We start from the raw sequence: 12353 nt of genomic DNA, 5'->3' as shown, positions 1-12353 counted from the left end.
GCCTGCGCAATACCGGTCAGACAGCCCCCGAGGGACAACATGACATACCGCGCACCGATTTCAGACTACGAGTTCCTGTTTCAAAATGTGGTCGAATTCGATCAGATTGCGGCGACCGAAAGGTTTGCCGATGCCAGCCCCGACGTCGTCAGCGCGATCCTGTCCGAGGCGGGCAAGATGTGTGAAGAGGTTCTGGCCCCACTGAACGCCACCGGCGATCTGAAACCGGCACGGTTGGAGGATGGTGTGCTGCACAGCCCGCCCGGCTATGCGGATGGCTGGGCCGCGATTGCCGAGGGCGGCTGGATCGGGATCAGCGGCGACCCCGAGCATGGCGGTATGGGCCTGCCGATGACCGTCACCACCGCCGTGAACGAGATGATGAGCGCGGCCTGCCTGTCACTGCAGGTGGCCCCGCTGATGAGCCAGGGGCAGATCGAAGCCCTGCAGCACCATGCCAGTGACGCGCTCAAGGCGCTGTATCTGCCCAAGCTGATGACCGGTGCATGGTCGGGCACGATGAACCTGACGGAACCGCAGGCAGGCTCGGATGTTGGGTCGCTGACATCGAAGGCCGAACCCAACGGCGATGGAACCTATGCGATCTCGGGGCAGAAGATCTTTATCTCATGGGGTGACAACGACTTTGCCGAAAATATCTGTCATCTGGTGCTGGCACGCTTGCCGGATGGGGTGCCGGGCACAAAGGGGATTTCGCTGTTCCTGGTGCCCAAGTTTATCCCGGATGCCGATGGCAATCCGGGTGCGCGCAATGATCTGAAGGTTGTTTCAATCGAGCATAAGCTGGGTCTGCACGGCTCGCCCACCTGTGTGATGCAATATGACGGTGCAACCGGTTGGCTGGTGGGGCAGGAACATGGCGGCATGGCAGCCATGTTCACCATGATGAACAACGCGCGGCTGGGCGTGGGCGGGCAGGGCATCGGTGTGGCCGAAGCCGCCTATCAGCACGCGCTGGCCTACGCGCAGGATCGCAAGCAGGGCAAAACCCCTTCAGGGACAATCATTGACCACGCCGATGTGCGCCGAATGGTCGCCGATATGCGCGCCGATACCTTTGCGGCCCGTGCGATCATGCTGGCCAATGCTGCCGCCATCGACATGGCCGAAGCGACAGGCGACGCTGATTGGGTGGCCCGCGCTGCATTGCTGACCCCGATCTCCAAGGCGTTCGGGTCCCGCACCGGGATGCGCGTGTCTGAAACCGGCATTCAGGTGCATGGCGGCATGGGCGTGATCGAGGAAACCGGGGCGGCTCAGTTCTACCGCGATGTCCGTGTGACCGCGATCTACGAAGGCACCAACGGTATTCAGGCGATGGACCTTGTCGCCCGCAAGATGATGGACGGGGGCGAGGCGGCTTCGCGCCTGCTGGACGAGATCGAAGATCACGCCGAACAGGCCCGCGCCACTGTGCCCGATCTTGCCGGTCCCGTGTGGGAGGCGACCGAGTCCCTGCGCGAAGCAACCGAATGGATGGTGTCACAGGGCAACATGAATGACCGCTTTGCCGGGGCGCTGGCTTATCTGCACGCCTTCGCGCGGGTTCTGGGCGGGCATTTCCATCTGAAAGCCGCCCTGGCGGACCCAAAGGGCCCACGTGGCAAGCTGGCGCGCTATTACATCAAAGCGCTGCTGCCCGAATATACCGGCCTGCTGGCGCAAGCGCAGAACGGGTCGGTGGACCTGTTTGCCCTTAGCGCGGATGATCTGTCGGCATGATGGACGACCTGCACTCTCCGGCCATCCGCTACCTCTGGCCCGAGCGGCCTGCACCCGGCGAGGCCACGCGGATTGCCGAAGGTGTGCTGTGGATCCGACTGCCGCTGCCGATGGCGCTGGACCATGTGAATGTCTACGCGCTGGATGACGGTGACGGCTGGACCATCGTCGACACTGGGATGTCGTCGCGGAAAACCCGCGCGATCTGGCAGGATCTGATGTCCGGGCCGCTGGGCGGCAAACCCGTCCACCGGGTTGTGGCCACGCATCATCACCCCGATCACATCGGCAACGCGGGCTGGTTTCAGTCCGAATACGGCGCTGAACTGGTGACCAGCCGAACCGCATGGCTGTTCGCGCGCATGCTGACGCTGGACGTGCAGGAAAGCTGGCCGCAGGAAACGCTGGATTTCTACCAAAGCGCCGGAATGGCGGCCGAGGTTCTGGATAAACGCAAAGCCGACCGCCCCTTTAACTTTGCCGACAGCGTCTATCCCATGCCGCTTGGGTTCACCCGCATCCAGCAGGGCGACGTGTTCCGCATGGGCGGGCGGGACTGGGACGTGCATATGGGCAACGGCCACGCGCCGGAACATGTCACGCTCTGGAGCCGCGACGATGATCTGGTTCTCAGCGGCGATCAGATCCTCAGCTCGATCAGTCCCAATCTGGGCGTCTACGCGACCGAGCCCATGGCCGACCCGATCTCGGGCTGGCTGGAGGCGTGTGAACGGCTTGCAACCCTGGCGCGGCCCGAACATCTGGTTCTGGGCGGGCACAAATTGCCGTTCACTGGCCTGCCGCTGCGGATGCGGCAGTTGATCGACAACCATCACGGTGCGCTTAAGCGCTTGTTGAAAGACCTGACCGAACCCAAAGCCGCCGCCGAGTGTTTTGCGCCCCTGTTCAAACGGTCGATCGGCGAGGGGGAATATGGCCTGGCCCTGGTCGAAGCGGTTGCACATATGAACCATCTTTACCACATTGGAGCTGTCACCCGGACGCGCCGCGCAGACGGTGCCTGGGTCTACCAACGCAAAGGGTAAAGAATGCAGGACGAGATCGAAACCTCAGCCGAAGCTGCCGAAGCGGCGGCCCTGCCGCGCTGCTACGAGGTCCACGCAAACGCCGAGGCCGAATCCGGTTCGAAAACCCTGCCGGAACCCTTGCAACAACCGGTCGAGACCAAAAGCCCGGCCCAATGGGCATACGAACGTCTGATCCTTTACATCCAGAACTTTGAAAAGACGCTGGATGGAGATCAGGAGGTTGCGATGGGCTTCACCGGCGGTGACGCGGGTGTCATGCGGATCGAAGGGATGGGGTATTTCGACCCCGATGTCATCACCTTCTACGGCTCGGATGGATCGGGCGCCCGCACCCAGCTGGTACAGCATGTCAGCCAGTTGAATGTCATGCTGCGCGCCTTGCCGAAATCGGTCGAGGACAAGCCCGCCAACCGCATCGGGTTCCGTCTGGCCGCAGATCTGGAAGAAAGCTGACTTGCAATTCACGCTTTCGCAGCCTTGAATGAGTAAACCGTTCAGGAGGCCGCGCAAGTGTCAGATTTCTCAGCCGTTACACATGCCTATGGTGCCGCCTGGCGGCGGCGGCGTGTCTTTGTGCCCGTCTACCTTGCCGTCCGCCTGTTGCTGATCGCGCTGATTGCACCGGGCGTGGCGGCGGCGGTCAATCTCGCGGTGTCCCTGTCCAATCAAACGGCCCTGACGGATCAGGACATCGCAGCCTTCATTCTGTCCCCCGCCGGGTTCATCGCCGCACTTGTGGTGCTGAGCCTGTTTCTGATGGCCGAGGTTTTTGTCTTTGCGGTCATGGCGGGTTCGCTTCGCATGGGCGAACCCGATCCGTGGCGCGCAGGCAGCTCTTCGATCCGCCTGGTTCTGTCGCGCCTGCCCGCGCTGTTCAACTTTGCAGCGCGCTTTATCCTGCGCGTTCTGCTTCTGGCGCTGCCCTTTCTGGCCATTTCCGGCCTGATCGCGTGGTGGTGGCTGACCGAATATGACATCAACTACTACCTGACCTTCCACCCACCCGCCTTCTGGATCGCTGTGTTGATGATCGGGGCGGTGATGCTTGTGATGGCATGGGTCCTGATCCGCAGGCTATCGGCCTGGGCGCTTTCGCTGCATCTGGTGCTGTTTGAAAACGTTCACCCGGCGCATGTGTTCAATATCAGCGCATCGCGGATGGAGGGTAATCGGGGCCGTCTGAAACTGTCGCTGGTGCTGTGGCTGGCCACGCGCCTTGTCATTGCTGCAGTGATTGCGTGGGTTGCGGGCCTCCTGTTTGCACTGGTGCCGTTGCAGGGCAGCGGTCATCTGCGTCTGGCCTTGATCTACAGCCTGATCATTGCGGGGCTTTGGGCCTTGGCCGGGTTGGTGCTGGCAGCCACGGCGCTGGGCGCTTTGGCGGTTTTGCTGGACCGGTTCTTTGAACCGCAGACAGCGGACCTGCCGCATCCCGAACCGGGGCGTCTGGGGGTGCCGCTGTTCACCGCCGTTGGTCTGGCCTTGGTCGCCGTGCTGGCAGGTGTTTGGTTTGGTCAAAACCTGCTGGAACGGGTGCAGGCCCCGGACCGGGCCGAGGTGATCGGCCACCGCGGGGCGGCGGCGTTGCGGCCTGAAAACACCATGGCCTCGGTCTTGAAAGCCATCGAGGACGGCGCGGACTGGGTTGAGATCGACGTACAGGAAACGGCGGATGATGTGGTGATCGTCGCCCATGACAGCGATTTCATGAAACTGGCCGGGGTCAATCTGAAGGTTTGGGACGCCACGATGGAGGATGTGGCCAAGATTGATATCGGCAGCTGGTTCGGCCCCGAATATGCCGATCAGCGCACCCCGACGCTGCGTGAGGTTTTGGAGGCCGCAAAGGGTAGATCCAAGGTTATTATCGAGCTGAAATACTACGGTCACGATATTGATCTGGAGAACCGCGTGGCTGCTTTGGTCGAAGAGTTGGGAATGCAGGACGACATTGCCACCATGTCGCTGAAATACCCGGCTGTGCAGAAGATGAAGGCGATCCGGCCCGACTGGCGGACGGGCGTTCTGGCCGCGACTGCCGTGGGTGATCTGTCCGGGTTGGAGGGGGATTTTGTTGCCGTGAACGCGGCCACGGTCTCGCCGGGCCTGATCCGGTCCGTTCAGGATGCGGGCAAGGACATTTATGTCTGGACGGTGAATGACCCGCTGCAAATGTCGGCCATGGCCTCGATGGGGGTGGACGGGCTGATCACCGACCGCCCGGCCATGGCGCGCGAGGTTTTGCGCGTTCGTGCCGAGATGGGACCGGCAGAGCGGTTGCTGCTGTGGCTGGCCACAAGTTTCGGAATGCAGGTCGATACCGAGGCGATGCGCGATGACAGCCCATAAGCTGGCGCTGTTTCTGATCTGCCTGTCGGGGCCTGCCGTCGCGCAGGACCTGATGCGCAGCGTCGAAATGCCTGCGCACCGCGCCTTGATCGCGCAGCGGGGCGTCGAACCTCTGACACCGTTTGATACGGACGGATGTTCGGGCGGGTTGTCGGCCAGTTGGCGTTGGGTGGCAGACACCTTCCCGCAGATCGGTGAGCTGTATCAGGCGCATCCCCCATGGGAGGAATGTTGCGTCATCCACGATCGCGCCTATCACAACGCAGGCGGGGCCTTGCGCGCCGAAGACAGCTTTGACGCGCGGCTTTCTGCGGATCAAACCTTGCGCGCCTGCGTCAAGGACCATGGCGACAGCCATGCCGAGGAATACGCAGAGCGCTATGAGATGACCCCGGATCAGATCCGAAACGTCCATGCACTGACCGCAGATGCCATGTACGGAGCCGTCCGCTTTGGCGGCGGCCCGTGCAGCGGTTTGCCCTGGCGCTGGGGATTTGGATATCCGGGATGTTCCGTGTTTGGAGAACGCACCCCTGCAAGCGAGTGACGTCATGCCCTGCGCGCGAATGACGTCGTGCACCTGCGCGCGAATGACGTGGTGACAGCCTGACTCTTTTCGATTATCCAACTGGAAAACACGCGAATTGGGATTCTTAGACACATGGCTGACCACAAGCACGGCGAAATGGACATCACCGTCCAGGAAAAAACCTTCAACGGCTTCATCAAGGCCACCACATGGTGTGTGGTTGTCATCGCCTTCCTTTGCCTGTTCCTCGCGGTTTTCGCGTCCTAAACCGCAGCGGGGGCGGCCGTGTTCCGGATTTTGATTGCCTGCCTTCTGGCAGCAACGCTGACAGGCTGCGCGGTGTCCGACCGCCCGCAGGCAGATCAGGCCGAGATTGTCGCCCGGTCTTACCGTGACCCCGGGCCGTCTACCCTGACGCTGTACACGATGATCAATACGCGCACCGGATCCGGCGCGCACACATCCTTGATGATCGGCGGCAGCGAGCGGGTGATCTTTGATCCGGCCGGGTCGTTTCGCGCAGACGTGGTGCCGATCAAAGACGACGTTCTTTATGGGATCACCCCGGCGGTCGAGCAAGCCTACCGCAGCTCACACGCACGCGAATCCCATTATGCGCGCATCCAAACGATTCAGGTGAGCCCTCAACAGGCCGAAATCGCGCTGCAACTAGCCAAGCAAAGCGGTCCGGTTGCAGGCGCGTTCTGCGCAAACTCAACCGCCCGGATATTGCAGCAAGTGCCGGGGTTCGAACAGATCGACGTCACGTTCTACCCGGTGAAGCTCTCGGATCAGTTTGGACAATTGCCCGGTGTGGTGACGGAAGAATACCGCGAGAACGACGATGCCGATCTGCAAAAGGGTCTGGCCGCGAACAATGCGCGCCTGAACCAGTTGGATGCGACGTCAACCCAATAGGAACAGCAACCCGTAAAGGGTTGCCGCGCCGGTGAAAATCGCGGCAAGGACGTTTTTTGTCAGAACTCCGACCGATAATGCGACTGCGGCGGCCGCCATGCGCGGTATGTCGGGTTGCCCTTCGGTTGCCGTGGGCCAGACGACCAGTGGCGCAATCAGGGCCGGAATGATGGCAACCGCTGTGTAGCGCAAATGCCGCAACAGCCATGGTGGCATCGGACGGTCGCCAACCAGCCCGATAAAGGCAAAGCGCAGGGCAAAGCTGCCGACGGCCAGCCCGACGATGATGGTCCAGATGGTGACCGGGTCGACCTGTGTCATGATTTCTTCCGCTCCAGCATCAGTTCGGCTTGCGCCCCGGCCACCATCCCCGCCGCTCCGGCGATCAGCAAACCCAGATTGAATGGGACGGCAACCGTCAGCAGTGCGACGACAATCGCAACCAGCGCGGCGACCACATGCGCCAGCGTCCGCATCATCGGGCCCACCATGGCCAGAAAGGTGATCGGCAGCGCAAAATCCAGTGCCCAGCTTTCAGGGATTTGTGCCCCAAGAACCGCACCCAGATAGGTGGTGAGCATCCAAAGCGGCGTGATCGGCGTGACCGACCCGAAGAAATATGCCATGCGCTGAGGCACGGTCATTTTCGGTTCTTTTTCGAACCGCACCACCGAGCAGGCATAGGACTGATCCACGATCAAATAGGCCGCGCAGGCCCTCTGCCACAGGGGCGCCGCCCCCAAATAAGGGGTGAGCGAGGCCGAATACATCGCCACCCGCAGGTTTACCGCCAATGCGGAGGCCAGAATAATGATGGTCGGTGCGTTGTCCTGCAGCAACTGCAAGGCGGCAAACTGTGCGGCGCCTGCAAAAACCGTAATCGAGAAGGCCATTGTCTGAACGATGTCCAGCCCGGCCTCGGTCGCGAAAACGCCGAACAGGGTCCCGAAGGGCATCGCCACGAAGATGAACGGCGTCCCGTCGCGAAAACCCTTCCAGAAGTATGACTTGGATGTGGCGGTTGCCATGGCTAAATCCTATGGTGTCCGCAGAAGAAGTAGCGGTCTTGGGAAAGGGTTGCAATTGGCCACGGAACTGGATGTCACGGACTACATCATCGCCCCCGACCCCGGCGCGGCCCGCCTGACCCGCGCGGTAGAAGGCGTGGACCAGAATGGCGAGGTCAGCCAGATCTCGGTGGTCGAGGAACGCCCGCTGACAATTTTCCTCAATTCCCAGGAAATCGTAACGGCGATGACCATCGGTGATTATCCGGAATATCTGGCGCTGGGGTTCCTGCGCAATCAGGGCATGTTGCTGGCGGATGATCAGATCACACGGGTCGATTACGACGACGATCTGGAAACCGTCGTGGTCCGCACGGCGCGTGAGACCTCCTACGAGGACAAGCTGAAGAAAAAGACCCGCACCAGCGGCTGCGCCGTGGGCACCGTGTTTGGCGACATGATGGAGGGGTTGGAGGACGTGCGCCTGCCGCAGGTTCAGGTGCGCACCTCATGGCTCTATGATCTGGCCGCCAAGATCAACCGTACGCCATCCCTGTATCTTGAGGCCGGGGCGATCCACGGTACGGTGCTGTGCAGTGAAAATCGCCCCTTGGTCTATATGGAGGATGTGGGCCGCCACAACGCGGTCGACAAAATTGCAGGCTGGATGCTGTCCGAGGGTGAGGCGGCGGAGGACAAGATCCTCTACACCACCGGGCGGCTGACGTCCGAGATGGTAATCAAAACAGCGATGATGGGCATCCCGGTGCTGGCCTCACGGTCCGGTTTCACCGCCTGGGGCGTCGAGATCGCGCGCGAGGTCGGCCTGACCCTGATCGGCCGGATGCGCGGCCAGCGGTTTGTGTGCCTCTCGGGTGAGGACCGGCTGGTGAGGGACGCAGACCCGGCCAGCGTCGCGGTAGAGGACAGGAAACATCGACGGAAGAGTGCGAATGGGTAAGTCATCGCGCAAGCCCCTTGGCATTATCCTCGCAGGTGGTCTGGCGACCCGTATGGGCGGGGGCGATAAGGGGCTGTTGGAGATCGGCGGGCAGAGCCTGTTGTCTCATGTGATCGACCGATTGTCACCGCAGGTGGATGGTCTCGCCCTGAATGCCAACGGCGACCCTGCGCGGTTCGCCGATTTGAACCTGCCGATCCTGCCCGACACGATTGAAGGCTTTGCCGGTCCGTTGGCGGGCGTTCTGGCCGGGCTCGATTGGGCGGCAGAGCAGGGCGCGGACAGTATCGTGACTGCCGCCGCTGATACGCCCTTTTTCCCACGTGATCTGGTGGATCGGTTGACCGAAACAGCACAGGGGCAGACGCACCCGCTGGTGTTGGCGACGACGCCGCGCACGGGCGAGGAGGCGTTGAAATCTGGCGGCGGAAAGCGGGTGAACCGGCATCCGACATTTGGCCTCTGGCCGGTGGCGCTGCGGGATGATCTGCGTGCGGCGTTGAACGATGGGCTGCGTAAGGTCGTGCTGTGGACCGATCAGCACAACGGGCGCGAAGCGTTGTTTCCGGCTGACCCCTTTGACCCGTTCTTCAACGTCAATACGCCGGACGATTTGGCGCTGGCCCGGAAACTGTTGGAGCAGGCATGAGGGTTTACGGCGTCACCGGTTGGAAAAACGCGGGCAAAACCGGGTTGATGGAGCGGCTGGTGGCCGAGATCACCGGGCGCGGGTTCACCGTTTCAACCGTCAAACATGCGCATCATTCCTTTGATGTCGACCAGCCCGGGCGCGACAGTCACCGTCACCGAATGGCCGGCGCCAACGAGGTGCTGCTGGCCTCGGGGCAACGTGTGGCCCTGATGCAGGAATTGCGCGGGGCGCCGGAGCCTTCGCTGGAGGTTCTGCTGGCGCGTCTGTCGCCGGTCGATCTGGTGTTGATCGAGGGCTATAAGCGCGAGCGTCACCCCAAGGTTGAAGCCTTCCGCGCCGAGCCAGGCAATGACCTGATCGCGACCCGAGACGACACGATCCGCGCGGTTGCCAGCGATACGCCTCTGGACCTGGATCGCCCTGTTTTCAACCTGAACGACACAAAGGCAATTGCGGATTTCATCCTGTCCGAGGTCGGTTTGTGAGCCTTTTCGACAGCTTTGCGATGGTGGACTGGTCGGGTGGTAACGATACCGGACCGCGCCCGCGCAAAGATGCGATCTGGGCTTGTGTCGTGCGCGATGATGCCGTGCAGGCGCTGGACTATCTGCGAAATCGTCAGGCGGCCGAGGGCTGGTTGCGTGCGTTGATTGATACCGAACTGACCGCAGGCCACCGCCTGCTTTTGGGCTTTGACTTCCCCTTTGGTTACCCCGAGGGATTTGCCCAAGCGATTACTGGGTCCAATGATCCTTTGGCTTTGTGGGATTGGTTCGGGGCGCAGATCCAGGATTCTCCGACCGCCAACAACCGCTTCGATCTGGCGGGGCGGATCAACCGTCGGTTTGGCGGCAAAGGTCCGTTCTGGATGAACGCCCTGCGGCGCGAGGTTGACGGATTGCCGCGCACCAAACAGGACTATCACAACCCGTTCCCGGATCGCCGCGGTGTTGAGACGCTGGCCAAAGGCAGCTTCACCTGCTGGCAGATGGCCGGTGCAGGGGCTGTGGGTGGTCAGGTGATGATGGGCCTGCCGGTTCTGAGCCGTTTGCGGCACGCTTATGCGGGTAAGATCGCCGTGTGGCCGTTTCAGCTGCTGGACAGGCCCGTGGCTTTTGTCGAGATCTGGCCCTCGCTCAAATTGGGGAAGGCTCCGCCGGATCGCATCAAGGATGCGTGGCAGGTTGAACAGGTCGCATTGACACTGTCTCGGTTGACGGATCAGGAATTGACAGAGCAATTGACTGTCATAGCCCCAGAGGAGGGGTGGATTTTGGGTGTACCGCAAAACAAACCGACCATAGCGCCGCCGCCGTTGCGAAACGATTGTTTCGCCTTGCCTGCAGGGGTGAACTGGACGCCGGTGGATGAGGCATTGGCGCTGTTGCGGGATCGGTTGCGACCGGTAACAGGGTCCGAGACCGTGCCCTTGGCGCAGTCTATGGGTCGGGTTCTGGCCGAGGATGTGGTGGCAAAACGCTCGAACCCACCGCAACCCAATACGGCGGTGGACGGCTATGGCTTTGCAGGTCCCGCCGCAGACGGCGCGCAGGTGATGCCCCTGACCGAGGGCCGCGCGGCTGCGGGCATCCCCTTTGACGGGTCCGTGCCTGCGGGCCATGCGCTGCGCATTCTGACCGGTGCTGCGTTGCCCGAAGGTGTTGATACCGTTGTTCTGGAAGAGGACGTGACCGTTCAGGACGGCTTTATCGCCTTTCACGGGCCCATAAAAAAGGGCGCAAACACCCGCCGCGCTGGCGAGGATGTTGCGCAGGGTGACACCGCCTTGCCCGCCGGGCGCAGGGTGACACCGGCGGATATGGCGCTGCTGTCCGCCGTCGGTATCGCCGAGGTTCCCGTTCGCAAACCCCTGCGCGTCGCGGTTCTGTCCACCGGTGATGAACTGGTCGAGCCGGGCGATGCTGTGGGTGCGGGTCAGATTTTCGATGCGAACCGCCCGATGTTGCTGTCCTTGTTGGAGCGGATGGGGTTTGAGCCCATCGATATGGGTCGCGTGGCAGACGACCGCGATGTGTTGCGCGCGCGGCTGGATGAGGCGGCAGAACAGGCGGATGCCATCCTGACCAGTGGCGGCGCATCGGCGGGGGATGAGGATCACGTCTCGGCCCTGTTGCGCGAAGCGGGCGCGATGCAGGAATGGCGGATTGCGCTGAAACCCGGACGCCCCCTGGCGCTGGGCATGTGGTCGGACACGCCGGTCTTTGGCTTGCCCGGCAACCCCGTGGCCGCGATGGTCTGCACGTTGATCTTCGCCCGCCCGGCTTTGTGCCTGATGTCGGGCGAGGGCTGGATCGATCCGCAAGGCTTCGACGTGCCCGCTGCGTTTGAGAAGCGCAAGAAACCCGGTCGTCGCGAATACCTGCGCGCGCGCCTGCGCGATGGCAGGGCCGAGGTCTTTCACTCGGAAGGGTCGGGCCGGATCAGCGGGCTCAGCTGGGCCGAGGGGCTGGTCGAAATCGAAGACGGCGCACGGCACATCCAGCCAGGCGATCCGGTTCGGTTCATTCCCTACGGCAGTTTCGGACTATGACCGTAACCGTCTCGCAAGGATTTACCGAGGCGGAACGATCCCAGGCCGCAGCCCTGTTCTGGCAGGCATTTGCAGCCAAACTGCACAAGGTCATGGGCCCCGACGACAAGGGGCTGGCCTTTTTCGAACGCGCGCTTGCTCCGGACTTTGCATTGGTCGCGCGGGATTCGTCTGGCCGGTTGCTGGGGCTTGCGGGGTTCAAGACGGCTGAGGGCGGGTTGGCGGGCGGCAGCCTGTCGGACCTCGCGCGCGTTTATGGCTGGTTCGGCGCGCTGTGGCGCGGCATGGTGCTGAGCGTGCTGGAGCGGGACCTGAAACCCGGCGTGTTTCAGATGGACGGCATCTTTGTTGCCGCCGAGGCGCGCGGGCAGGGCGTCGGGACGATGCTGTTGTCCGCGATCAAGGACGAGGCGCGTAGCCGGGGCATGGCCGAGGTGCAGTTGGACGTGATCGACACGAACCCGCGCGCGCAGGCCTTGTATGAACGCGAAGGTTTCAAGCCGGTAGGTTATGAGAAAACCGGCCCGTTCCGCCATCTGTTCGGGTTCAGCAGCGCCACCAAGATGAGCTGGGCGGTCACGCCTGCCTAGGGTC

14 protein-coding genes are annotated in these 12353 nt (G+C 62.3%); 12 read left to right on the top strand and 2 right to left on the bottom strand.

What is annotated here, in order from left to right; translation table 11 throughout:
* Nucleotides 1-39: 39 nt before the first annotated feature.
* The 7 genes from ACR0KX_RS15770 (at nucleotide 40) to ACR0KX_RS15740 (ending at nucleotide 6588) form a co-directional block, all read left to right on the top strand.
* Nucleotides 40-1743, top strand: coding sequence for an acyl-CoA dehydrogenase (locus tag ACR0KX_RS15770; protein ID WP_170453183.1), 1704 nt, complete (start codon nucleotides 40-42; stop codon nucleotides 1741-1743).
* On the top strand, nucleotides 1740-2789 hold the full coding sequence (locus ACR0KX_RS15765; RefSeq protein WP_170624075.1) for an MBL fold metallo-hydrolase: 1050 nt from the start codon (nucleotides 1740-1742) through the stop codon (nucleotides 2787-2789). Before ACR0KX_RS15770 ends, ACR0KX_RS15765 begins: the two co-directional genes overlap by 4 nt.
* A gap of 3 nt (nucleotides 2790-2792) precedes the next feature.
* Nucleotides 2793-3245, top strand: coding sequence for a DUF6173 family protein (locus tag ACR0KX_RS15760; RefSeq protein WP_170453181.1), 453 nt, complete (start codon nucleotides 2793-2795; stop codon nucleotides 3243-3245).
* A 57-nt stretch (nucleotides 3246-3302) separates the two neighbouring features.
* On the top strand, nucleotides 3303-5141 hold the full coding sequence (locus ACR0KX_RS15755; RefSeq protein WP_170624073.1) for a glycerophosphodiester phosphodiesterase: 1839 nt from the start codon (nucleotides 3303-3305) through the stop codon (nucleotides 5139-5141).
* The gene (locus ACR0KX_RS15750) at nucleotides 5128-5688 is read left to right on the top strand and encodes a hypothetical protein (RefSeq protein ID WP_480708574.1); all 561 of its coding nucleotides are present in this window, start codon (nucleotides 5128-5130) and stop codon (nucleotides 5686-5688) included. Before ACR0KX_RS15755 ends, ACR0KX_RS15750 begins: the two co-directional genes overlap by 14 nt.
* Before the next feature lie 114 nt (nucleotides 5689-5802).
* On the top strand, nucleotides 5803-5937 hold the full coding sequence (locus ACR0KX_RS15745) for an aa3-type cytochrome c oxidase subunit IV (protein WP_170453178.1): 135 nt from the start codon (nucleotides 5803-5805) through the stop codon (nucleotides 5935-5937).
* Between the two features lie 18 nt (nucleotides 5938-5955).
* Nucleotides 5956-6588 carry a hypothetical protein gene (locus tag ACR0KX_RS15740; RefSeq protein WP_170453177.1) on the top strand — a complete coding sequence of 211 codons (633 nt, stop codon included), beginning with the start codon at nucleotides 5956-5958 and terminating at the stop codon, nucleotides 6586-6588.
* Here ACR0KX_RS15740 and ACR0KX_RS15735 read toward each other — a convergent pair.
* A complete protein-coding gene (locus ACR0KX_RS15735; RefSeq protein ID WP_170522163.1) occupies nucleotides 6577-6909 on the bottom strand; it encodes an AzlD domain-containing protein in 333 nt (110 codons plus the stop codon). The genes ACR0KX_RS15740 and ACR0KX_RS15735 overlap by 12 nt on opposite strands.
* Nucleotides 6906-7616, bottom strand: coding sequence for an AzlC family ABC transporter permease (locus ACR0KX_RS15730; protein ID WP_170522166.1), 711 nt, complete (start codon nucleotides 7614-7616; stop codon nucleotides 6906-6908). Before ACR0KX_RS15730 ends, ACR0KX_RS15735 begins: the two co-directional genes overlap by 4 nt.
* Between ACR0KX_RS15730 and ACR0KX_RS15725 the strand changes: the two genes are divergently transcribed.
* The 5 genes from ACR0KX_RS15725 to ACR0KX_RS15705 are packed head-to-tail and all read left to right on the top strand — an operon-like array spanning nucleotide 7615 to nucleotide 12349.
* Nucleotides 7615-8556 carry a formate dehydrogenase accessory sulfurtransferase FdhD gene (locus tag ACR0KX_RS15725; RefSeq protein ID WP_480708573.1) on the top strand — a complete coding sequence of 314 codons (942 nt, stop codon included), beginning with the start codon at nucleotides 7615-7617 and terminating at the stop codon, nucleotides 8554-8556. The two genes, ACR0KX_RS15730 and ACR0KX_RS15725, sit on opposite strands and share 2 nt — an antisense overlap.
* The gene (mobA, locus tag ACR0KX_RS15720) at nucleotides 8549-9205 is read left to right on the top strand and encodes a molybdenum cofactor guanylyltransferase MobA (protein ID WP_170522168.1); all 657 of its coding nucleotides are present in this window, start codon (nucleotides 8549-8551) and stop codon (nucleotides 9203-9205) included. The genes ACR0KX_RS15725 and mobA overlap by 8 nt, the downstream gene beginning before the upstream one ends.
* Entirely contained in the window at nucleotides 9202-9693 is a 492-nt protein-coding gene (mobB, locus tag ACR0KX_RS15715) for a molybdopterin-guanine dinucleotide biosynthesis protein B (RefSeq protein ID WP_480708572.1), read from the top strand. Before mobA ends, mobB begins: the two co-directional genes overlap by 4 nt.
* Nucleotides 9690-11759: a molybdopterin-binding protein gene (locus tag ACR0KX_RS15710; RefSeq protein ID WP_480708571.1), complete on the top strand. Its 2070-nt coding sequence runs from the start codon at nucleotides 9690-9692 to the stop codon at nucleotides 11757-11759. The genes mobB and ACR0KX_RS15710 overlap by 4 nt, the downstream gene beginning before the upstream one ends.
* Nucleotides 11756-12349 carry a GNAT family N-acetyltransferase gene (locus tag ACR0KX_RS15705; RefSeq protein WP_170624066.1) on the top strand — a complete coding sequence of 198 codons (594 nt, stop codon included), beginning with the start codon at nucleotides 11756-11758 and terminating at the stop codon, nucleotides 12347-12349. The genes ACR0KX_RS15710 and ACR0KX_RS15705 overlap by 4 nt, the downstream gene beginning before the upstream one ends.
* Nucleotides 12350-12353: the final 4 nt, after the last annotated feature.

This window comes from Ruegeria sp. BG5, from assembly GCF_056538425.1.
This window is presented reverse-complemented; position numbering and strand designations above follow the sequence as displayed.